23 protein-coding genes are annotated in these 22178 nt (G+C 68.4%); 15 read left to right on the forward strand and 8 right to left on the reverse strand.

The features are described from left to right. Positions 1-353 precede the first annotated feature (353 nt). The 4 genes from AB0H82_RS00635 (at position 354) to AB0H82_RS00650 (ending at position 4842) form a co-directional block, all read left to right on the forward strand. Entirely contained in the window at positions 354-1625 is a 1272-nt protein-coding gene (locus tag AB0H82_RS00635) for a DUF445 domain-containing protein (RefSeq protein WP_362987251.1), read from the forward strand. A 184-nt stretch (positions 1626-1809) separates the two neighbouring features. Beyond that, a complete protein-coding gene (locus AB0H82_RS00640) occupies positions 1810-3333 on the forward strand; it encodes an MFS transporter (protein ID WP_362987253.1) in 1524 nt (507 codons plus the stop codon). Positions 3334-3377: 44 nt separating this feature from the next. Then, complete coding sequence (locus tag AB0H82_RS00645; RefSeq protein ID WP_362987702.1) at positions 3378-4367, forward strand: helix-turn-helix domain-containing protein; 990 nt, start codon at positions 3378-3380, stop codon at positions 4365-4367. 49 nt (positions 4368-4416) lie between these two features. Then, positions 4417-4842, forward strand: coding sequence for a hypothetical protein (locus AB0H82_RS00650; protein WP_362987255.1), 426 nt, complete (start codon positions 4417-4419; stop codon positions 4840-4842). A 132-nt stretch (positions 4843-4974) separates the two neighbouring features. Here the strand turns inward: AB0H82_RS00650 and AB0H82_RS00655 are convergent, their stop codons facing one another. The 3 genes from AB0H82_RS00655 to AB0H82_RS00665 form a co-directional block, all read right to left on the reverse strand. Further along, positions 4975-5277: a hypothetical protein gene (locus AB0H82_RS00655; RefSeq protein WP_362987257.1), complete on the reverse strand. Its 303-nt coding sequence runs from the start codon at positions 5275-5277 to the stop codon at positions 4975-4977. Between the two features lie 99 nt (positions 5278-5376). After that, on the reverse strand, positions 5377-5892 hold the full coding sequence (locus AB0H82_RS00660; RefSeq protein ID WP_362987259.1) for a nucleoside deaminase: 516 nt from the start codon (positions 5890-5892) through the stop codon (positions 5377-5379). 113 nt (positions 5893-6005) lie between these two features. Then, entirely contained in the window at positions 6006-7061 is a 1056-nt protein-coding gene (locus AB0H82_RS00665) for a hypothetical protein (protein ID WP_362987261.1), read from the reverse strand. A 103-nt stretch (positions 7062-7164) separates the two neighbouring features. Between AB0H82_RS00665 and AB0H82_RS00670 the strand changes: the two genes are divergently transcribed. Then, positions 7165-7749 carry a hypothetical protein gene (locus AB0H82_RS00670; protein WP_362987262.1) on the forward strand — a complete coding sequence of 195 codons (585 nt, stop codon included), beginning with the start codon at positions 7165-7167 and terminating at the stop codon, positions 7747-7749. Between the two features lie 21 nt (positions 7750-7770). On the opposite strand, the gene AB0H82_RS00675 is transcribed toward AB0H82_RS00670, so the two are convergent. After that, positions 7771-7974: a DUF397 domain-containing protein gene (locus tag AB0H82_RS00675; protein ID WP_362987264.1), complete on the reverse strand. Its 204-nt coding sequence runs from the start codon at positions 7972-7974 to the stop codon at positions 7771-7773. Further along, on the reverse strand, positions 7971-8819 hold the full coding sequence (locus AB0H82_RS00680; RefSeq protein WP_362987266.1) for a helix-turn-helix transcriptional regulator: 849 nt from the start codon (positions 8817-8819) through the stop codon (positions 7971-7973). Before AB0H82_RS00680 ends, AB0H82_RS00675 begins: the two co-directional genes overlap by 4 nt. A gap of 494 nt (positions 8820-9313) precedes the next feature. On the opposite strand from AB0H82_RS00680, the gene AB0H82_RS00685 reads away from it, so the two are divergent. Beyond that, positions 9314-9541: a hypothetical protein gene (locus AB0H82_RS00685; RefSeq protein WP_362987268.1), complete on the forward strand. Its 228-nt coding sequence runs from the start codon at positions 9314-9316 to the stop codon at positions 9539-9541. Here AB0H82_RS00685 and AB0H82_RS00690 read toward each other — a convergent pair. Together AB0H82_RS00690 and AB0H82_RS00695 are read right to left on the reverse strand one after the other, a co-directional pair. Then, a complete protein-coding gene (locus tag AB0H82_RS00690; RefSeq protein ID WP_362987270.1) occupies positions 9531-12017 on the reverse strand; it encodes a DUF3427 domain-containing protein in 2487 nt (828 codons plus the stop codon). The genes AB0H82_RS00685 and AB0H82_RS00690 overlap by 11 nt on opposite strands. Before the next feature lie 133 nt (positions 12018-12150). Then, on the reverse strand, positions 12151-13191 hold the full coding sequence (locus tag AB0H82_RS00695; protein ID WP_362987272.1) for an SEC-C domain-containing protein: 1041 nt from the start codon (positions 13189-13191) through the stop codon (positions 12151-12153). A gap of 292 nt (positions 13192-13483) precedes the next feature. Here AB0H82_RS00695 and AB0H82_RS00700 point away from each other — a divergent pair, with 292 nt between their 5' ends. The 9 genes from AB0H82_RS00700 to AB0H82_RS00740 all read left to right on the forward strand — a co-directional run bounded on the left by AB0H82_RS00700 (position 13484) and on the right by AB0H82_RS00740 (position 21764). Further along, positions 13484-14308 (forward strand): class E sortase, encoded by an 825-nt coding sequence (locus AB0H82_RS00700; RefSeq protein WP_362987274.1) that lies wholly within the window; start codon positions 13484-13486, stop codon positions 14306-14308. Positions 14309-14319: 11 nt separating this feature from the next. Continuing rightward, a complete protein-coding gene (locus tag AB0H82_RS00705) occupies positions 14320-14550 on the forward strand; it encodes a DUF3311 domain-containing protein (RefSeq protein WP_362987276.1) in 231 nt (76 codons plus the stop codon). Further along, positions 14547-16058: a sodium:solute symporter family protein gene (locus tag AB0H82_RS00710; RefSeq protein ID WP_362987278.1), complete on the forward strand. Its 1512-nt coding sequence runs from the start codon at positions 14547-14549 to the stop codon at positions 16056-16058. Before AB0H82_RS00705 ends, AB0H82_RS00710 begins: the two co-directional genes overlap by 4 nt. A gap of 112 nt (positions 16059-16170) precedes the next feature. Then, positions 16171-16482, forward strand: coding sequence for a DUF6412 domain-containing protein (locus AB0H82_RS00715; protein WP_362987704.1), 312 nt, complete (start codon positions 16171-16173; stop codon positions 16480-16482). A 145-nt stretch (positions 16483-16627) separates the two neighbouring features. Further along, entirely contained in the window at positions 16628-17413 is a 786-nt protein-coding gene (locus AB0H82_RS00720; RefSeq protein ID WP_362987706.1) for a YidC/Oxa1 family membrane protein insertase, read from the forward strand. Positions 17414-17528: 115 nt separating this feature from the next. Next, positions 17529-18386, forward strand: a complete 858-nt coding sequence (locus AB0H82_RS00725; protein ID WP_362987280.1) for a fumarylacetoacetate hydrolase family protein — start codon at positions 17529-17531, stop codon at positions 18384-18386. Positions 18387-18445: 59 nt separating this feature from the next. Further along, positions 18446-19057 (forward strand): hypothetical protein, encoded by a 612-nt coding sequence (locus AB0H82_RS00730; RefSeq protein ID WP_362987282.1) that lies wholly within the window; start codon positions 18446-18448, stop codon positions 19055-19057. 125 nt (positions 19058-19182) lie between these two features. Next, positions 19183-20025, forward strand: a complete 843-nt coding sequence (locus tag AB0H82_RS00735; protein WP_362987284.1) for a serine protease — start codon at positions 19183-19185, stop codon at positions 20023-20025. A gap of 44 nt (positions 20026-20069) precedes the next feature. Next, on the forward strand, positions 20070-21764 hold the full coding sequence (locus AB0H82_RS00740; RefSeq protein ID WP_362987286.1) for a hypothetical protein: 1695 nt from the start codon (positions 20070-20072) through the stop codon (positions 21762-21764). 1 nt (position 21765) lies between these two features. On the opposite strand, the gene AB0H82_RS00745 is transcribed toward AB0H82_RS00740, so the two are convergent. Further along, positions 21766-22176, reverse strand: a complete 411-nt coding sequence (locus AB0H82_RS00745; RefSeq protein WP_362987288.1) for an NUDIX domain-containing protein — start codon at positions 22174-22176, stop codon at positions 21766-21768. Between the last annotated feature and the right edge of the window lie 2 nt (positions 22177-22178).

A 22178-nucleotide genomic window follows, 5' to 3' on the forward strand; every position in this document is an offset into this window, starting at 1 on the left:
GGCTCTTTCTCCTCGGGCAGGGGGAGCCCCGAGGCTCCGGTGTGATCACCCCATGATGCGGCATGGGCCGGGAGACGGCCGACACTGCCCCCCTCCGCTCTTATCAGACGCCGGGAACTTGTCGTTCGTTCCAGGAGTAGGTCAGGAAGGGACGTAGAACACAGGGCACGGGGACAATCAGGACACCGGACGCGGGGCACCGGAACAGTGGCAGGGGAACAGTGCGGACGAGGACGAAGCGAACGGGCCGGGTGGAGTGAGTGGAACGCGCAAACGCGGAGGATTCGACTGAGGCGGGCACCGCTTCGGGTGCGGGCAGCCGCACGGATGGCCCAAAGGAACCCATAGGGCCGATGAAGGGCGGCCTCGCCTACAGCCCCGCCGACGAGGAGAAGCGCCGGGGCGTCCGCCGCATGAAGGCCACGGCGACGGGACTGCTCGTCCTGGTCGCCGTCGTCTACGTACTCGCGAAGTGGGCGCAGCACTCCGGAGCGGGCCCCTGGGCGGGGTATGTCGCCGCGGCGGCCGAGGCGGGCATGGTCGGCGCGCTCGCCGACTGGTTCGCGGTCACGGCGCTCTTCCGTCACCCGCTCGGCCTGCCCATCCCGCACACGGCGATCATCCCGAACAAGAAGGACCAGCTGGGCGCCTCCCTGGGCGACTTCGTGGGGGAGAACTTCCTCTCCGCCGATGTCGTACGAGGCCGCCTGCGCGCGGTGGGCATCGGCAGCCGCCTCGGCACCTGGCTCGCGGAGCCCGAGCACGCCGACCGGGTGACCGCCGAGCTCGCCACGGCCCTGCGCGGCGCCCTGACGGTGCTGCGCGACTCGGACGTGCAGGCCGTCGTCGGCGAGGCCATCACGCGGCGGGCCGACGCCCAGGAGATCGCCCCCGGCATGGGCAAGATGCTGGAGAAGGTCGTCGCGGACGGCGGCCACAAGCGGGTCGTGGACCTCGTCTGCGTCCGCGCGCACGACTGGCTCGTCGAGCACGGCGACTCGGTGATGGACGCGGTGCAGGGCGGGGCGCCCGGCTGGACGCCGCGGTTCGTCGACAAGCGGGTCGGCGAGCGGGTCTACAAGGAACTGCTCCGCTTCGTCACCGAGATGCGGGACATGCCGGAGCACCCCGCGCGGGGCGCCGTCGACCGGTTCCTCGCGGACTTCGCCGCCGACCTGCAGTCCGACTCGGACACGCGGGAGCGTGTGGAGCGGCTGAAGCGGGAGGTCCTCGGCCGCGGTGAGGTGCAGGACCTCATCGCCTCCGCCTGGTCGGCCGTGCGCGCCATGATCGTGGCCGCGGCGGAGGACGAGCGCAGCGAGCTGCGGCTGCGCGTGCGGGCCTCGCTGCTTTCGCTCGGCGCGCGGATGGCGAAGGACGGGCGGCTCCAGCGGAAGGTCGACGGCTGGGTCGAGGGCGCGGCGGTGTACGTGGTGACGACGTACCGCGACGAGATCACCTCGCTCATCAGCGACACCGTGGCCGGCTGGGACGCCGAGCACACCTCGAAGAAGATCGAGGCGCACATCGGCCGCGACCTGCAGTTCATCCGGATCAACGGCACGGTGGTCGGCTCCCTGGCGGGGCTCGCGATCTATACGGTGTCGCGGCTGCTGGGGGCGTAGCCGCTGCGGGTGCGGGGGGCACAGGCGGAGCGTAGGCGGGGCGTAGGCGCACTTCAGCGCGCGTGAACGGAGGTTCGCTGGGCACTCTGGAGGGGCCCCTCGCCGTCGAGGTGGCCGTCGTCCGGGAGGTGCGGGGGTCGCAGTCCCCCGGGCGGCGTGGCTGCAGCGGAAGGAGTCGCCCGCCATGACCGCGTCGTCCACGCCTTCGCAGCCGCCGCCCGGAACCGGCCAGGGCGCCGAGACCCCAGGGACGGAGAACACCGTCACCACAGCGGTCCCCGCCCGGCTCGACCGGCTGCCCTGGTCGCGCTGGCACTGGATGATCGTGATCGGCCTCGGCACGGTCTGGATCCTGGACGGCCTCGAAGTCACCACCGTCGGCAACATCGCGAGCCGCCTCTCCGAGGAAGGCAGCGGTCTGGCGATCAGCTCGGCGCAGGTCACCGGCCTCGCGGCGGCCCTCTATGTGGCGGGCGCCTGCGCCGGGGCGCTGTTCTTCGGGCGCCTCACCGACAAGTACGGCCGCAAGAAGCTCTTCATGGTCACCCTGGCCGTCTACCTCGGCGCCACCGCCCTGACGGCCCTCTCCTTCGACGCCTGGTGGTTCTTCCTCTTCCGCTTCCTGACGGGCTTCGGCATCGGCGGGGAGTACGCGGCGATCAACTCGGCCATCGACGAGCTCATCCCGTCCAAGTACCGGGGCCGCGTCGACCTGATCATCAACGGCAGCTACTGGCTGGGCGCGATCGGCGGCTCGCTGCTCTCCGTCCTCATGCTCAACACGAGCATCTTCCCGAAGGACCTGGGCTGGCGGCTCACCTTCGCCCTCGGCGTCGTCCTCGGCCTGGCCATCCTGCTCGTACGCCGCCACGTCCCGGAGAGCCCGCGCTGGCAGTTCATCCACGGCCACGAGGAGGCGGCGGAGCGACTGGTCACGTCGGTGGAACGCGAGATCGAGGAGGAGAAAGGCGAACGCCTCCCGCCCCCCGACCGCGAGATCACCATCCACCAGCGCAAGAGCATCGGCTTCGGCCTGATCGCCAAGACGGTGTTCCGCGACTACCCGAAGCGCGCGACCCTCGGCCTGTCCCTCTTCATCGGCCAGGCGTTCCTCTACAACGCGATCACGTTCGGCTTCGGCGCGATCCTGACCAAGTTCTACGACGTCCCCTCGGGCAGCACGGGCTATTACTTCGCCGTCATCGCGGCGGGCAACTTCCTGGGCCCGCTCTTCCTGGGCAAGCTCTTCGACACGGTCGGCCGCCGCATCATGATCTCCTCGACGTACATCGTGTCGGGCGTTCTGCTCTTCGTCACGGCCTGGCTCTTCGACCGCGGCTCGCTGAGCGCGGTGACGCTCACGGCCTGCTGGTGCGTGGTCCTGTTCTTCGCGTCGGCGGGCGCGAGCAGCGCGTACCTCACGGTCTCGGAGATCTTCCCGATGGAGACGCGCGCCATGGCCATCGCCTTCTTCTACGCGGTGGGCACGGCGGCCGGCGGCATCAGCGGCCCCCTGATCTTCGCCGAGCTGACCGAGTCGGGTGTCGTCGGCGACACGGTCCTGGCCTTCCAGATCGGCGCGGGCCTGATGTGCGCGGCGGGCCTGGTCGCGGCGGCGCTGGCGGTGAAGGCGGAGCGGAGGTCGCTGGAGGACATCGCGACGCCGCTGTCGGCGACGTCGGCGACAGCGCCGACGGCGGCGAAGTGAGGGGCCGGCGCCGGCGCCGGGGCCGCTAGGTTCTGCGCATGGTCATGAGCTCCGGGAGGCACCGGGTGGCGGTACTCGTACGGGACGGCGTACTGCCGATGGAACTGGGCCTGGTGCACCAGCTGTTCGGCGGCGCGCGGGGCCCGGCGGGGGAGCGGCTGTACGAGGTGCGGACGTGCGCGGTGACGGGCCCGGGCATGATCCGCACCGACGCGGACTTCCCGATCGGCGCACCGCACGGCCCGGAGGAGCTGGCCCGCGCGGACACGGTGATCGTGCCCGCCTCGCACGAGGAGGACGAGTCGCTGACCCCGTCCGCGCTGCCGACGCAACTGGCACGCGCACTGGAGAACGCCGCCGGGGCCGCCCGGCTGGCATCGATCTGCACGGGAGCGTTCGTACTGGCGGCGGCGGGCCTGCTCGACGGCCGCAGGGCGACGACGCACTGGCTCTCCACGGACCTGTTCGCCCGCAGATTCCCCTCCGTGACGGTCGACCCCGACGTCCTCTACGTGGACGAGGGCCGGATCCTGACGTCGGCGGGGGAGGCGGCGGGCGTGGACCTGTGCCTGCACCTGATCCGCGGGGACCACGGCGCTGCGGTGGCGGCGGACGTGGCACGCCGCACGGTGGTGCCGCCGCACCGGGAGGGCGGCCAGGCCCAGTACATCCAACGCCCGGTGACACCCGCGCAGTCGACATCAACGGGCGCGGCACGCGCCTGGGCGCAGGCCCGCCTGCACGAACCCCTGACGCTCCGGCAACTGGCCGACCAGGCATCGATGAGCGTCCGCACGTTCAGCCGCCGCTTCCGCGAGGAGACGGGCCTGACACCGATGCAGTGGCTGACGCAGCGCCGCCTGGACCGCGCCCGCGAACTCCTGGAATCCACGGACCACACGGTGGACAGGGTGGCGACGGAGGCGGGCTTCGGCACGGCGGCGTCGCTGCGGGCGCACTTCGTGGCGGGGGTGGGGGTGGCGCCGGCGACGTATCGGGCGACGTTCAGGGGCTCGGGCCCACCTCGGGAATGAGTACGCGTACTCTGTCGCGCCCTACGGCCGGGACGGCACCGTCGTACACATGAACGCGACGCTGATACCGCTACGGCAGACCGCCCCGCTCCCCAGGTACGCGACCCGCCTCCTGGGCGCGGCGCTCGCGGCCACGGCATACGTGGCGTGCCTCCCCTGGGACCTGCGCAACCGCGCGGAGACCGCGGGCGCGCTCAACGAGACGTCACCGGTGACGACGCAGGGCGTGGTGCTCCTGATCCTGGCGCTCCTGGCCCTCTCCGCCTACTTCGGCATAAGGGACCGCCTGGCGTGGACACTGCTGGTGGTGGCGGCCCCACCGTCGACGCTGCTGTTCGTGTCCTTCGACTCCCACCCCACGCAGGACGCGCAGGTGTGGCCGCTGGCGTGGGCGTTCTGCACGCTGGTGATGGGTGTGGGGGCCTTGGGGGCGGCGGGGGTGGCGAGGAGCGCGACGCGGCGCAGCGACGCGTGACGTACGCGGGGAAGCCGCCCCGTACGCGGGGAAGCGGCCCGCACGCGGGAAAGCCGCCCGCACGCGGGGCAACCGCCCCGTACGCGGGGAAGCCGCCCGTACGCGGGGAGACTGCCTCCGCCCCCTCTCGCCTCAGCTACGCCGGTCGGCGAGGACCCACGACGCGACCCCGACACCACCCGCGACGCTGAACACGGCGGGCCAGGCGCCCACCTTCTTGGCGAGCGGGTGCGACCCGGCGAACCCGGCGACGTAGGCCGCGGTGAGCGCGGCGGCGGTCTTCCCGCCGGCCGCCTCCCGCCACTGCCGGGCGGCGACGGCCCCGGCGGCGGCGAGCACGGCGCCGCCGAGGGGCCGCTTCTTGGTGAACCGGGCGGTGGCATAGCCCCCGACCAGCCCACTCGCCGCCACGACCGCTCCGGGAATCCTCGCCATGGTTGCCCCACCTCTCACCGATAAATCCAATAAATCCAAATCCGCGATGTTCCTTCGGCCCGAGGCTAACGCGCGGCGACCGGGGCGGGGCGAGCGGGCTCAGAGCTTCGGCTCGACGGGCCCGGGCTGGGCCTCGGCCCAGGCGGCGAGAACATCCACCGCAGCGTCCCGCGCGGCCCCTCCCACCGGCACCTCGTCCAGCATCCGCCGCTCGGCATTGGGCAACGCCAGCTCCCGATAGAACCGCAGATCCTCATGCCCATGCACCGCGGCATCGCGACTGCCGGCGCCATAGACGAGCCGCGGAATCCCGGCCCAGTAACAGGCGACGAGGCACATGGGACAGGGCTCACTGCTCGAATACAGCGTGCAGTCGTCCAAGAGATACGTCCCGAGCCGCCGCCCCGCGTCCCGCAGGGCGACGACCTCGGCATGAGCAGTCGGATCACACGCCTCAACGACGGAGTTGCTCCCGGACCCCACGACTTCCCCACCACGCACGACGACGGCACCGAAAGGCTTCTTGGTACTGCCGTCTTCGAGCGAACGCCGGGAGTTGGCGATGGCCAGATCCAGGAACTTGCGGTCTTGGTCGTTCTCGGGGGCGTACGGCACGGATCTCCCTCTCCTTCGACACATCCGGACAGAAGCACCGTAACTTTGAAGTACGGACGAGCACCCCACGTCCGCCCACCGCCACCTGGACACACTCGGTCCCGGAACCAGCCCTAGTGGGCGAGTGCAGGGCATTCAGCGCAGGGAAATGTCGAGTTCTCCGACATGCTGGATGTGGAGCTCATGGTGGGGAACTCGATGAATTCTCCAGTTTCGTCTCGATATATTATTCCGACGTTGTTCGCTGCGAGTAGCTCGCATATGTCGTCATCAGGCAAGCCAGGCAGGAGGACCATGCGTCGCAGTGGTCTGTTGTCAGTTGACTCCACGTACCTACTGATCTCCAGGAGCTGCACAAAGGCGTCCTTGGTTGCCTGGCGGGAGGAGCTTCCGGAAGGTTCGAAGACGGCATGCTGGGTCTGATCGAACAGTTCGGCGACAAGAGTGTCTTCGAGGCCTCGGGCTCGCACCTCAAGACGGCCAACAGAGTGCTGATCACCGCTGAGTGTGGCTGCGTAGTCTGCAGTCAAGTCCTCCCGTGTCTGAGCAGCAACAGTTGCCGCTGCGACGTCCCGCTCGCCACCTGTTCTCCGGCGCTTGGGTGCCCTCGGGCGGCGCATCGCCCCGTCTCGGACGAAGGTAACTTTCGTCTCCCGCGCGGGCGGAATTACGTCTTCCTCCAACCGGTGGAATTCCCCGATAGGCCGTAGACGGAAAACGATGACATCGCGCTCTGCCTGGTTCTCGTCGAGTGCGCGCCGTACGACGTACGGTCGATCCTCGTCGACCCCGAAAGCCCCTATGTAGCGGTGGGTCCTGATGCCCGTGCCCGGGACCTTTCCAGCCGCGATAAATAGATGAAGTATGCGCCCATCGGTGGCGTGCAGGGAGATCGCCGCGTTCCCTGACCCCCGGATCCCCTCGAACGTCTGGTTTCCGACAGTGCCCGCACCCGTGTACTCGAAAATGGGGCCATATCTATCTGCCTCGCGCAGCCACCCGTCCCGGTACCCGTACTTCTCGCCAGCGCTGATGTCGGAGTAGAGAACTACGGTTCCCTTCTCCTTCGACGGGCATATACCCCCTTGAGGGCTTCCTCCCAGTTCTGCACGAATTTCCGCACGTGTACGGATGTCTCCGGGTCTGAACGAGGGGGCGAGAGTCGTCATGCCTCAGAGGCTAGTCGGCCCGATCCAGCCTTGGAGTGAGGGGGTAAGGGGCCCAGCTAGGGGGGCCGTTGGGGCGTACTGGTGAGTCGGGGATGATGAACTCATGGACCAAGGACTCGCTGCGGTAATAGCTGGAGTGTCCGGAACCGCGGGGGCCGTCGCAGGCGCTTTCATCGGCGCGCTGGCTGGCCTCCGAGGCGCTCGCATCGGCGGAGAGAAGACAGTGGAGTCCGCTCGACTGCAAGTTGAGGGGCAAGCTGCTGCCGGGCATGTCCAGTGGGTTCGCAGCCAGCAGCAGCAGGTCTACGCAAAGCTGCTCGACGCGCACTCATCGGTGGAGGACTCGCTGCGCCGAGCAGCGGCTGGCGTGCGCGGGGGCGGAGTTCTCGCGCACGACGCCCGTACTGAACTCGCTTCGCGCATATTGGCTATGCAGCCCTGCCTCAACCAACTCGCCCTGTGGGGACCGGAGGAGGTGGTGGACCTTGCTCAGCTACTCAGAGCCGAGACGGCCGAGGCAGCTAAGGCTCTCGTCGACGCTCAGCGCGGGGTGCCCCAGACCGCCGGGAACCTGGACTCACGCTGGATTCAGTGGGAGCGAAAGATCCAAGTCGTGGCAGACCAACGCGCCCTCTTCCTGCAACGTGCCGGGGAGGTAGTCCGCGGCACGGAGCAGTCAGCCACCTAGAAGCTGGTGGCGGTTCACTAGCTAAGCATCGATGGACTTCGCATCGCGAACGGCGCCTATGAAGCCCTCCCAGGCGCGAGCGCCCACGGTAATGCAGGGTCGCGTAGGCGCCTTGGAGTCCCTCACAGCAATGTCAGTAGGCAACCTGGCGACCTCAACACACTCTCCACCCATGCCGTTGCTGTAACTACTCTTCCGCCACTGGACCGTTGGAAGCGAGGTCATCGGGAGTGCTCCTTCAGGATTTCCTTGATCAGCGACACTGAACGCTGCGGGCCGAGCGCCAGGGCTCTGAGGTGGTCGAACGCCTTCGAGTAGAGGTCGACGTCCTTGGGATCTTCGAGGTAGACGGAGTCCGTCAGTCCTTCCCGGTACACCATGTCCGGGTCCTCTTGTTCCGGGAAGCCGAGCACGGTGAACGACCCCGTCGTGGGGTAGGCGCCTGCGTCAAACGGCAAGACCTGGACCGTCACGTTCCTCAGCTCCGCCATTTCCAGCATACGTTCGAGCTGGCCGGCCATGACCCGCCGATTTCCGACGACATGCATCAGCGTGCTCTGGTGCACAACCGTCCACAGGTCAGGCGGGCAGTCGCCTACCAACAGGGCCTGGCGTCGCATGCGCACGTCGACCATCCGCTGGATCTCGTCGACTGTGTGATCGATCCATGAGCGACTCAACTCCGTCGCGTAGTCATGCGTTTGGAGCAGGCCCGGGACGAACTCTCCCTGGTAGCTGCGCAGGTCAGATGCCGCCTGCTCCAGTCCCACATAGACGGAGAACCAGGAGGGGACGGCATTCCCGTGCGCGTGCCACCAACCCTTTGTCTTGGACTCCTTGGCCAGGGACTTGAGCAGGTTGCGTAGCTCGTCCGAGGTTTCGTAGAAGCGGCACAGAGCGTCCACATCGGATGGTTGGACCCGCCCCTGTCCCGTCTCCATACGGTTCACCTTGGAGCTGCTCCAGTCCAGCGCTTTGCCGACTTGGCTGCAGGTCAAGCCGTTCTCCTCGCGCAGCCTCTTGACCTCGATCGCCAGACGTCGGCGGCGTGCGGTGGGCGAACCGGACACGTCAACTCCTCTTGCTGTAGCGGATGTTCCATCACATCGGAAGTGGCGCCAACTTCCAATCACTCCATCAGGGGAATCTCTTCGTGCATGTTGCACGGCGGGATGGTCACTGGGAGTCTCTCACTAAGAGTGACCCATGGTCACGCAGTGCACGGACGGTGTGGAAGGTAGGCATGGTGACCCCTGCAAGTAGCTGCGCCAGGCAGAAATCGTGGGACCTTTCCTTCGCGGCAGATCTCAGCGAGGTTGCGGTACTGCGGCGCACGTTGAAGGTCCACCTCGCCGGGTGGGGACTTCCGGAGCTCGTCGATTCGGCTCAGACGTGCGTCACGGAGTTGACCTCGAATGTCATCAACCACGTGGGTGTGGGAACGCCCGCTACGCTTACGGTCTCCATGAGGTGCACGTATCTGCGCATCGAGATGCGAGACCCTGACGCGCGAGCGCTACCCACTCTCCACGCCGCCGGAAGTGACGCGGAATCGGGGCGTGGAATGCAACTCATCGATGCCGTCACCGAGCAGCGGTGGGGCATCATCCTCCACGCGGATTCCAAGGTGGTGTGGTGTGAACTGGCAATGGACCTCATCGCCCCGAACGGCCATGGGGGCGGCGCCTGCTTTGCGCAGCCACAGGGGCACCTGGGAGTCGTGGCGGCGGACGAGGTGTTGGATCGGGTGCAACTGCGCTTCGAGGCTGAAGAGGAGGCCCCTAAGTTGTGACTGAGGAGTACGTCCAGACGTCGGCCGGTACCTCGTGCTGGAGCTTCCAGGTGATCGCCATCGGCTTGCTTCCCTCATGGGAGACGTACTGGGCGGGACCCAAGAACATCCACGGCTCGGCGCCACCGATGTCGGTGCTCTTGTAGCGGCGCACGAACAGCAAGATGTGGCTGCCGCGTTGTGTGTGCTCGCGGTAGCGACGGCCGGTGGCGGAGTTCTCATCCGTGGCGTTCTGCGACTCCCAGTGGAAGAGCGTTGGGCTCATCGCGTAGTCCTTGTACCGGATGGTGGGAGTGAAGTCCTTGTCATCCTTTTCAAGAGTGATGAGGAGAGCATCGGTATTGAATTCCTTGGCCTCCACGACACCTTGCGCAAACGAACGCGGCATCTGCCCACCCAGGCGCGCCACGTTGAGGGCAGCAAGGATCTCCGAGCGGTTGTAGGAGCTGTGGATGTTCAAGGGAAGGCTGCTGTGCGGCCCTTCTAGGCGGATCGGATAGTGATCTGTATGGGCCAGGCAGTGTTCGAGGACCTGGTGGAGCTCGTCGCGGACAGCCTCATGCTCCTGCAGTGAGGCTAGGCCCTCCTGGTAGGACGAGTAACCACCGGCATTGTCCCAGAAGTTGAAGAACAGCATGCGGGCGAAGCTCTGTTCAAGCGGGCTCATGACGTCGTAAACAGGTGCATTATCTGCAAGGAGTCGTTGGTATGCCTCGATGCGGTCACGATCGTCGACATGGAGGAAAGATGAGATGCGCTTCAACAATCCCAACTCGCCATCAGGAGCCGCTTCCGGCAGCATTTTAGCGCGACGGAGAAGGGTAGTCCACGAGTTGCCGTTGCCGCCGCGGTAGATTTCCTTAATGTCGCGCCCACTTTCTGTCAGGTATGTAGAAAGATGGGGTTCGCCGTACTCCCTGACTTCACGGGCAAGGGTATTGGCGTTGACGTTAAGTTGCTCCTTGATGTTCTTGATGATGGCTTGCTTAGCCTTGGGCTCCAGGATGATTTGGCAGGACGACGGCATTGATGGAAAATCGTGCTCCAAGTTATCCAGTAGGCGCTTCCTCGTGAGGTTCGTGAGCGCTCGAAATTGGTTCTCGAAATGGAACTCTTTGCGGTGCTGTCCGATAAAGTCTAGGACCGTCAGGAACTCTTTCTGTTCCGTGCGGCGCAATCCGCGGCCGAGTTGCTGCAGGAACAGGGTGGCGCTTGCAGTGGGGCGGAGCAGGAGCAAAGTGTCTACATCGGGGATGTCGAGACCTTCGTTGAACAGGTCAACGGAGAAGATCACTTGGATCTTTCCGGCCTTTAGGTCGCTAAGGGTATCTTGGCGCTCATCGCGGTGGCTTGCACCGGAGAGAGCGGTCGCCTTGATCCCAGCCTCTCGGAAGTAGTGGGCCATGAACTGGGCATGTGAGACGGACACGCAGAATCCCAGGGCGCGCATACTACCCAGGTCAGGGACCTTCTCCTTGACTGCTTCTACGACAAGTTGGGCACGTTCACTGCTCTGCGTGAAAATGTCACTGAGGGAGGCCAGATCGTAAGTGCCACGCTTCCACTCCACGGACCGCAGGTCAGTGTCATCGCTGATCCCAAAGTAGCGGAATGAGCTCAGGAGTTCGTTCTCCAGCGCCTCCCATAGGCGCATCTCGGCCGCGATATTGCCGTCAAAGAACTCATCCTGAACGTTCTTGCCGTCCATGCGCTCGGGGGTCGCGGTCAGGCCGAGCAGTTCTCTCGGCGTAAAGTGATCGATGATCTTTCGGTATGTGGGGGAAGTGCTGTGGTGGAACTCGTCGATGACGATGACATCAAAGTGGTCCGGGGGGAGCCCATCTAGCACTTGAGGGTTGAGGGACTGAACGCTCGCGAAGACATGTGTCCACTTTTGGGGACTGCCACCACTATGGAATGACTCGCCGAACGCGGCGTCATTTAGTACGCGTTGATACGTTTGCCGTGATTGTTCCAGGATTTCCTTGCGGTGTGCGACAAAAAGGAGTCGCAAACTGCGTCCCGCTTCGCGGCACAGCTCCTGGTAGTCGAGCGCCGCCATCACAGTCTTGCCCGTTCCAGTCGCGGCAACCAGGAGATTGCGGTGGCGGCCGCGGACTGAGCGCTCTACCGCTAGACGCTCCAGCATGTCTTTCTGGTGCGGATAGGCGATCACCCCACGTTCAGCGGCTAGGCGATTGACCCACTCACGGACACCGTCCAAAGTTGCCACCGACTCCAGAATGCTGTGTGCCGTGTGCAACCGTTCCTGCTCAGGCAGCTGTTGGAGTGTGCTGCGTATGGCCTCGGCAACGCGCCATGCGACGTCGCGAGGTGTCGACGAAGAACCGGACAAGCCGTTGATAGTGGGCAAGCTGGCTGCATCAAGGCCCTTCAACTGGTCCTCGATGCGTAGCGCCACCAACTGCTCGTACAGCCCAGAAGTGGCCTCGTTGGGCCCCAACGCCTCAGTCACGCCTAGTCCTCCCCGGGAAATCACCGCACGCGATATCACCTAGCGGCGGTATGCCGAACCAGCTTATGGACTCGGTCGGCAACAGGAGGCTCTTTAACGTTGTCGCGGTGGGGCTAGCCAGGGGTCCTCGCGGTCAGGCGGAGGGAGCCCCATGGCACTCCCCGTACCCCCGTCCCGACCCACACCAGCAATCCCCACCCCGCTCCGGCGGCCAAGAGACTGCCCGTCCCCGGGCCGCCAGCGTCGTCGCGTACTGGGGCAGCAGCGATGGGTCCTCCGGGGACGTTGCCTCTGAGGCGGCGAAGGCCTCGTAGGAGGGGACTGTTCCTGTGACGATGCCGAGGTTCGGGGTGCCGGAGGTGGAGAGTTCGCGGAGGGAGGACTCTATGGTCGACAGGTGGGCCTCGTGGGAGGGGTACTCCGAGGTCAGGGACGGGTACGCCGTCAGGAGTTCCGTCAGTTCCGAGGACGGCCAGTGGAGGATCGCCACGGGGAACGGGCGGGACAGCGCCTCGCGGTACGAGCCCAACTCCGCCTGGATGCGGGCGATCTCCGCGCGCAGCTCCGCGGGGTTCTCCGAGCCGAGGGACCACACCCGCTTCGGGTCGTGGAGTTCGTCCAGGGAGACCGAGGCCGTGGAGACGCGGTCCGCCAGGGCGTCCCACTCGTCGTGCTCCGCGCCCAGGAGGCGGCGTACACGGTGGCGGCCGAAGAGGAGGGGGTGCGTGGCGTACGGGGGGTCCGTCGTGGTGACGGGGACCAGGAGTGCCGCCGCCTCCGTGAACGTCGCCTGTGCCTGTTCCAGCTCGTCGTGCGCCTCCAGCGACTCCGCCACGATCACCCACGGCGCCGGGTCCCGGGGCGATGCCGTGCGGACTCCGTCGATGATCGCGCGGGCCTCGGCCTCGTGGCCGTACTCCCAGAGATTCGAGGCCTTCAGCGCGCGGATCAGGAGCGGGGCGGACGGCGGGTGCGGCGCGGTGGGCGACAGCAGGCGGTCGTAGAGCGTCGTCGCGCGGTCGCGGTCGCCGGCCAGTTCGAGGTGGGCCGCGGCCTGGATGAGGAGCTGTTCGGCGTCCTCCGGATACAGGTCGGCCGTGCGTTCCAGACGCGCGGCTTCGGCGATGTGGTCGACGTCGACGTGGTCGGCGGCAGCAGGCTTCTCGGGGCGCATACGGGACACCGTACTGCCGAGCGTGCCTCCCGCAGGAGGGGCGGTGCGGGGTCGGTGTGGGGGCGGCGCAGGGGCGGTGCGGGGCCGGTGCGCGGTTGGTGTGCGGTTGGTAGGCGGTTGTACGGGTGCCGCTTCGGTTCGGGCATGGATTGTTGCCGGTGCAGCGCCTATCCTCCGGGCCGCCGGGGACCCTCGGGTCCCCAGAGCGCAGGGGCGCCGGGGCGCCGGGTCACCGGGGACTCCCGGCCCTCCGGATCGCCGGGGGACATGGTGCTGGTGCGGAGGAGGCGTCGTGCGGGGTCGCGTGCCCGTCGTTCAGCAGGGGCGCCGCCCGAGTCGCCCCCTCGGCGTACGGCTGCTGTGGAACGGCGCCGAAGTCGCCGTCACCCTCGGGCTCGTCCTGCTCCTCCTCGTCGCCCATCAGCTCTGGTGGACCAACCGGCAGGCCCGCGCCGCCGCCGAGCGGAAGGTCGAGGCCCTGGAGAGGGAGTGGGCCGAGGACGAGGCCCCTGGCGGGGAGTCGGGTCCGGACGCGTCCCGTCGGCCTTCGGGCGCCCCTCCCCGGGCCTCGTCGGGCGGCGGTGACCGGCCACCGCGTGACGGGCGCCCGGCCGCGGGGGCCACCGGTGGGTCCGGCGCGTCGGCGGGCGCGCCCGCACCCCGCTGGGACCAGGCCTACGCCGTCCTCCGCATCCCCCGCATCGGCGTCCGCGTCCCCGTCGGTGAGGGTGTGAGCAAGCGGGGCGTGCTCGACAAGGGGTACGTCGGGCACTATCCCCGCGCCGCCCAGCCCGGCCAGGCCGGGAACTTCGCTCTCGCCGGGCACCGCAACACCCACGGCGAGCCCTTCCGGTACATCAACCGGCTGCGGCGCGGGGACGAGATCGAGGTCCGGACTGCGGACGCCCTCTACACGTACGTCGTCGACAAGACCCTGGCACGGACCTCCGCCCGCGACAGTGGCGTCATCCAGCGCGTGCCCCGCAGCGATGTGCGCGGCGGATACGGGTATCGCGGCGCCGGGTACTACATCACGCTCACCACCTGCACCCCCGAGTACACCTCCAAGTACCGGCTCGTCGTCTGGGGCAAGCTTCGGTCCATGCGGCCCGGATAGGGTCAACCCCTGTGATCGCTCGCCGCCCCCACCTGGCACGCCCCCACCTCCTCTGGCTTCTCGGGCCCTTCGTGCTGTATCTCGTGGCCCTGCCCCTCGCCAACCGCGTCCGGCCCGTCGTCCTCGGGCTGCCCTTCCTCTTCTTCTGGCTCCTCTGCGCGACCCTCCTCACGCCCCTCTGCGTGTGGTTGACGTACCGAGGGGATCGGAAGAGCCGGAAGAGGACGGAGGGTCCGGCATGAGTGACGGAGCCGTCGCCACCCTCGTCTTCGGCGTCTTCATGGCCGGGACCGTCGCCCTCGGTCTCGCCGCCGTCCGCGGGCGCGGGCAGCAGGGCGGGATCGCCGAGTGGTCCGTGGGCGGGCGCAGTCTCGGGGCCGTGTTCATCTGGGTGCTGATGGCGGGGGAGGGGTACACCAGCTTCAGCTATCTGGGGGCAGCGGGCTGGGGGTACAACTACGGGGCGCCCGTGCTGTACGTCGTCGCCTACATGTCCTGCGGTTACGCCGTGGGGTACGTCGTCGGGCCCATGCTGTGGGCCTACGCCCGGCGGCACGGGCTCGTCAGCATCTCCGACATGGTCGCCCACCGGTACGGGCGGCCCTGGCTCGGCGCGGGCGTCGCCCTGCTCGCCACCGTGTTCCTGCTGCCGTACATCCAGCTGCAGATCACCGGCATGGGCGTCGTCGTCTCCACCATCTCGTACGGTGCCATCAGCCTCAACTGGGCCTACTTCATCGGCTTCGCGGTCACGACCGGGTTCGTGGTGGTGAGCGGGCTGCGCGGCAGCGCCTGGGTGTCCGTGCTCAAGGACGTCCTGGTCGTCGGGACCCTCGCCTTCCTCGCCGTCTACGTACCCCTGCACTACTTCGACGGGTACGGGCCGTTCCTCGACCGGATCGTGAGCGAGAAGAGCGACTGGCTCACGTTGCCGGGGAGCGGCGGGAGTCAGTACGGGGAAGCGTGGTTCGTCACGACCTCGCTGCTCAACGCGCTCACCGTCGTCATCTTCCCCACCACCGTCGCCGGGTACCTCGGCGCCCGCAGCGCGGACGGGCTGCGGCGCAACGCCATCTGGCTGCCCGCCTACAACGTGCTGCTCTTCGTGCCCATGCTCCTCGGCATTGCCGCGCTCTTCGTCGTGCCCGGACTCGTCGGCGCCGAGTCCAACCTCGCGCTCTTCAAGCTGGTGGTCGACTCGCTGCCCGCGTGGGCGGTCGGCCTCATCGGGGTGGCGGCCGCGCTCTCCTCCATCGTTCCGATGGCCGTGTTCATGCTGGTCATCGGCACCATGTGGGGGAGCAGCGTGCTGTCGCTGCTGCCCCGGTGGCGCACTCCGCAGCGGCAGAAGCTCGCCTCGCAGGGCGTGGTCGTCGTCGCGGGCGCGCTCGCCCTCGCCCTGACCTACGGGGCGCCCAACACCCTCGTACGGCTCTCCCTCATCTCTTACGAGGGGATGGCGCAGCTGGTGCCCATGCTGCTTCTGGGGCTCGTGTGGCGGAAGTTGTCCTTGGTCGGGGTGCTGAGCGGGCTCGTCGTGGGGGTCGCGATCGTGTGCGCGCTCGTCTTCAGCGAGCACGACCCCGTCTTCGGCGTGAACGCGGGGATCGTCGCGCTCGCCGTCAATCTCGCCGTGGCGCTGACCGTGACGTACGTCGGTCCGGACGGCCGCGAGGACGGGCGACCGGACGACGAGGTCCTCGCGAGCGATCCTCTCGACGACGAGCCGCTCGCAGTGGATCCTGTATAACGTCAATCAGAACGTCAGTCAGCACGTCAGTCAGAACGTCAGGCAGTACTACAGTCGGTACGACGAACAACCGTGCGCGAGCGTGAGGAGAGGAGGGCCGGCGATGCACGACATGATCCGTGGCTGGAAAGCAGCCGCGCGCCCCGCCCTGCTCCTCCTCTTCCTTCTCGTCGAGGTCGTCCTCGTCGACACCGGTGGCCTCGCCTCCGCCGTCGCGCTCGCCGCGACGGCCGCCGCGGGCTCCGCGCTCGCCGCCTGCTCCGTGATCGCCGCGCGCTGCGCGCCCGCCGTGCCCCGCACCAGAGTGCGCACGGCCATCCGCGACCGCGAGATGCGCACCGCCTTCCTGCCCCAACGCGACCCCGACGCCCGGGGCCGCAGGCGCCCCCGAGCACCCGGCCGTCCCCTCCCGACGGCCGCGTAGGGGACCCCCGCACCACCACAGTCGGTCCCTGCCTCAGCCCCTCGCGGGCCGTCACGCCGAAACGCGACGTCTTCCCGTCGCTTCTTCTTCCGGCACGACGGAACCCTCGGAGGGCTTCTCCATGTCCGATCTCCTGTCCGATCCCATGTCCGCGTCCATGTCCCTGTTCGCCGGGCTCGTCGAGCACCTCGCCGACCTGCTCGACCCGTTCTTCCACACCTCGGCGACCGCCGCCGCGATCGTCCTGTTCACCGCCTGCGTACGACTCCTCGTCCACCCCCTGTCGCGCGCCGCGGCCCGCGGGCAGAAGGCGCGCGCCAAGCTGTCGCCGCAGATCGCGGAGTTGCGCAAGAAGCACGCGAAGAACCCCGAGAAGCTGCAGAAGGCCGTCCTGGAACTGCACAGGAAGGAGCAGGTGTCGCCGCTCTCCGGCTGCCTGCCGAGCCTCTTCCAGCTGCCGGCCTTCTTCCTCCTCTACCACCTGTTCTCCAGCGCCGGCATCGGCGGAGAGGCGAACGCGCTGCTCGGTCACACCCTCTTCGCCGCGCCGCTCGGCGGCCGGTGGACCGACGCGCTGGCCGAGGGTGGGGTCTTCGGGGCGCAGGGGCTGGTCTACGTGACGCTGTTCGCGCTCGTCGCCGCCGTCGCCACCTTCAACTACCGGCGCACAAAGGCGCAGCTGGCGGCCAACCCGCTGCCGCAGGGGCAGGCCGGGGGCGCCGGGGGCGCCGGGGGCCAGCAGGTGCCCGGCATGGGGGCGATCGCCAAGGTGATGCCGCTCATGTCGTTCATGACTCTGTTCACGGTGGCCGTGGTGCCGCTGGCCGCCGCGCTGTACGTGGTGACCAGTACGACGTGGAGCGCGGTCGAGCGGGCGGTGCTGTACCGGGACATGCCGGGCGCGGCGGGAGCGCTGGCTACCGCCGGGTAACGGTCCAGTACGTGAACCGGGTATTGCCTACGGCACAGGGACCTTGGACGATCGACCAATCCTCCGATGGCCGCACCCCATCGGCCGGGCCACGCTCGACCAAGGGAGACTGACCATGAAACTGCTGCGAGTCGGTACGGCGGGGGCGGAGCGCCCCGCGCTGCTGGACGCCGACGGGGCCCTCCGGGACCTGTCGGGGGTCGTCGCCGACCTCGACGGCACCGTGCTCGCCGACGCGGCGGCGCTCGACCGGATCAGGGCCGCCGCCGACGCGGGCGACCTGCCCGTACTCGCGGCCGAAGGGCTCCGCGTCGGGCCGCCGGTGGCACGGATCGGCAAGGTCGTCTGCATCGGCCTCAACTACCACGACCACGCCCGCGAGACCGGCGCCGAGCCGCCCGCCGAACCCGTCGTCTTCTTCAAGGCGGCCGACACGGTGGTCGGCCCGGACGACACCGTCCTGGTACCGCGCCGCTCGGTCAAGACGGACTGGGAGGTCGAGCTCGCCGTGGTCATCGGACGTACGGCACGCTATCTGGAGTCGCACGAGGAGGCGCTGGCGCACGTCGCGGGGTACGCGGTGGCGCACGACGTCTCGGAGCGGGAGTTCCAGATCGAGCGGGGCGGCACCTGGGACAAGGGCAAGAACTGCGAGACGTTCAACCCGCTGGGCCCCTGGCTGGTCACCGCCGACGAGGTGCCGGACCCACAGGCCCTCTCCCTGAAGCTCTGGGTCAACGGCGAACTGAAGCAGGACGGCTCGACCGCCGACCAGATCTTCCCGGTCGCCGAAGTGGTGCGGTACGTGAGCCAGTTCATGACGCTGTACCCGGGCGACGTCATCAACACGGGCACGCCCGCCGGGGTCGCGATGGGGCAGCCCGAGCCGAAGCCGTACCTGCGGGCCGGTGACGTGGTGGAGCTGGAGATCGAGGGGTTGGGGCGGCAGCGGCAGGAGCTCAAGGACGCGTAACGCCCCACCGCCCTGCGCCCCCGGTGCCCCCGGGGGCGCAGGCGCGCCATCATGGCGAGGTGAGACTGACTGCGGTCGAAGCCGCGCTCACCGGCACGACGCTGGGCGCCCTCGCCACCTTCTCCAGCGCCTGGCTCATTCAGCGGGCCACGACCAGACGCGAACGTGAGAACCGCGTGTGGGACCGGCGGATGGCCGTCTACGACGAAGTGATGATCGTCGTCAGGCGGATGGCGGACCTCAGGGAGGCCGTCCGGCGGACGGGCACCTTCCCCGAACGGCGGGCCGGCGAGACGGCCCCCGCCGACGACATGTCCCCGCTCCTCGCCCGCCTGGAGATCTACGGCAGCGACGAGCTGCTCGCCGCCTGCAAGCACGCCTTCGCCGCCCGCAGGCGATGGAAACTCGCCTGGGGAAAATGGCACACCCAGCGCGAGAACAACCCCCGGATCAGCGACAACGACGAATTCTGGGTCGAGTTCAAGAAGGCCGTGAAGAAGTCGAGGAAAGCCGACCGGCGGGTGCTCGCGCTGCTGCGTGCGGAGGTCCACCCCGAAAGGATCTCCGCGAGGCGGAAGTTGCTGATGCGGCTGCGGCGGTTCAGGCTGCCGCGTCCGTGGCGAAGACACCCGATCGACCCCGGCCGAACTCCTGACCGAAATCCTGGATGACCCCGGGGAATATTCCAGGAGATGTGCCACGGGCCCATTCCAGGGCAACCGATTCTGGCTACCATGGCGTCTTCCGGGCGAAAGCGGGGGTTCGCTCAGAGGTCCGGACGGGGGGCTGGTCCGCGGTGTACGACGAGCACTTCATCGAGATCTTCCGGAGCGGCTGCCGCCAGGGCGGCGAATGCCGACGGGGGGACGACTGCCGGCGGGACGAAGGTCTCGGGCAGGACGAGAGCTGCCGTCGGGGCTCGGGCGTGCGGCTCACCCGCGAGTTCGCCCTCACCGCCGCGCACTGCCTCAAGGCCCGCGAGCTCAAGGGCCTCGACCCCGTCATGCTCCGGCTCTCCGACGGCAAGCAGGTCACGGGCGGCGTCCTCGACTACGACCGGCGGTCCGACCTCGCCCTGCTCAACCTCACCTTCGACGAGGGCGAGGACGTCCAGCTCCCGGGCGTCTGCTTCGACGACGCCCGCCGCGACGAACTGTGGAAGGCGACCCACCACCCCCCGGAGACCGACGACGTGTTGACCGGCACCGTGGCCGACGTCGCCTACGAGTACGGCGAGCCCCAGAAGGGCGTGAAGATCTGCGCCCTGCGGCTCAACTGCCACACCGGGCCCGACGATCACGGGATGTACGCGGGCAGCCCGGTGGAGCGCGGCGACCCCTACCGGCCGACGGCGGTACTCGGCCTCATCGTCGAGCGGCGCGCGGCGGTCGGCACGGCGGCCGGCACGGCGGGCGACACGGTCTACGCCGGGACGATCCGCGAAGCCGTCCGGCAGTTCGACCGCTTCCGGTTCCGCATCGAGGACCTGGCGAGGGACCAGTGGCCCCTGTCCGTCCGGCCCTACTCGGTGGAGGCGACCGAGACGGAGCGGAAGCTCCGGGTCAGTGCCGCCGTGGCCGAGGCCCTCAAGAAGGCGGGCCACGACTCCGTGGTGGCAGTGCACTGGATACGCCGCTGACCCAGCACACCGGCACGTGGGCCGGCGACCTCCCGGGAGGGACCATGACGACGACGCAGTACCTCGACGACGCCATAGCCGTCGCCGAAGAGATGCTCCTGGCACCCGCCGGGCCGCGCCGCCGGGACAAGGGCCGCCTGGCCGCCTACGTGAAGCACGTCCGCAGGCCCGACCCCGCCGACAAGTCCCAGCGGTTACGCGCGGGACAGCTCATCCACCTGGCGAAGCTGCTGAGCGCCCTCGGCATGAAGACGCTGTCCCTGTCGGTGGCCGACATGACGCTGCGGCACATGGAGATCGTGGAGGCGGACCGCGAGGTGTACGCGGCGTCCGTCTGGAACGAACTGGGCTCGCTGCTCGCCGAGCACGGCGAACTGGAACGGGCGCGGCTCGTCCTGGGCCGCGCGCTGAGCAGGGCCGAGCGGGGCAGCCGGGTGCCCGAGCGGGGCCGCATCCTCGCCAACCTGAGCGCCGTCAGCCTGCGCAGGGGCGACCTGGGCGACGCCGACTTCTGGGCCGACAAGGCGCTGGAGGAGATGGACACGCGGCCGGGCGACGACCCCGACGCCCGGCTGACCGCGGACCTGGTGCGGCTCGAAGTCGCCAGAGCGGACAAGGACATCGACCGGATCCACGACACCCTGCAGAAGTTCGACAGGTCCGCGGAGCACTCCATCGCCCTCAAGGGCGGCGACCACCCCGCGGCCATCGCCGCCCGGCGGGCCCTCGCCACGGCGACGTTCCACGCGGCCGCGGCCGGGCACGACGTGGAGCTCAGCGAGCGGCAGCTGAGCGAGCTGGAGATCGTGAAGCTGAACGCGTCGGCGTTCCTGGGGGCGACCCACCGCGAGACCATCGTGGCCCAGGCGGCCCTGGCCGTCGCCGAGTTCGAGGCGGCGAGCGGCGGCTCGGGGAGCCTGCTGCGCAGGCGGCGGGCCGTGATGCTGCTGGAGAGCGCCGAGGAGATGGCCGTGGAGGCGCTGGGCCGGGAGCACGCGCAGACCCTCGCGATACGGGAGGCGCTCGCGCACCTGCGGGCGGCCACGGTGCAGACGGACGATCTGCCGTACCGGATCGACCGTACGTACACACCGCAGGAGAACGACGTACGCAACACCGCGAAGCAGAAGGCGATCGGCGCGGAGCGGAACGTGATCCGGCTGACCGCGCACGCGGGCGCCTCGTATTTCCTCGCCGACCTGGACATCTTCTACTGGCAGATTTACCGCGCCCTGGAGCGCGGCACCTATTTCCACGTGATTCTGAGCAGTCCTTGGAACAATCTCGCGATCTTCATGCAGCACGGCGCGGAATCGGAGCCGGTGAGCCACCAGAACATCGTGGACCGGGTACGGGCGAGCACGTATTACCAGGAGACGTTCCTGCCGGTCATCGCCTCCTATCAGGACCTGCGCGACCGGTTCCCCGATCACATCGAGCTGAAGCTGACCCCCACCGACATATCCGGGTCGACGCTGCTCACGTCGGAAGCGGGATTCTTCGAGCCGTACATCACGATGAATCCGCTGCAGCGCACCCGCAGGGGCCTGAGCGTCTTCGAGCACCAGTTCCTGAAGGACAGCAAGTACTACGAGGACAGCCTCGCGGCGTTCCGTACGCAGTGGGAACTGACCAGCACGTGGGAGCAGTTCGGCATGCACGAGGAGAAGCACAAGGAAAGGCTGCGCGCGCTGATGACGACACAGTCCGACGACCGCTGGAGCAAGAGCCACGAATAGCTCAGGGGCAGTGCACCGCGCCGTCCCTGATGCTCCTCAGGACGCCCGCCGAGCCGACGAAGAGCGCTTCGGGCAGCGCGTCCAGGGGCCAGAACTGCCAGCGCAGACAGCGGTCCGGTTCGCGTACGAGGATGTCGCCGGTGTAGTCGACGACCTCGACGCCGACCTGCATGTGGTGGTTGGCCGCCGGGTCCGGGTCGGTCACGCAGGCGACCCGCAGGTCCAGGGCCTGGACACCGGTCTCCTCCGCCAGTTCCCTGCGGGCGGCGTCCGTCAGGGACTCGCCCACTTCCAGGTGGCCGCCGGGCAGGCCCCAGGTGCCCGCGCCGAAGCAGTTGGCCCGCAGGCCGAGAAGGACGTCACCGCCGAGGCGGACGATCGCCTGGACACCTACGCGTACGTGCGCTGTCATCG

Origin of the sequence: Streptomyces sp. NPDC050732, assembly GCF_040654255.1 — a bacterium.
In the GTDB taxonomy this organism is placed as follows: domain Bacteria; phylum Actinomycetota; class Actinomycetes; order Streptomycetales; family Streptomycetaceae; genus Streptomyces.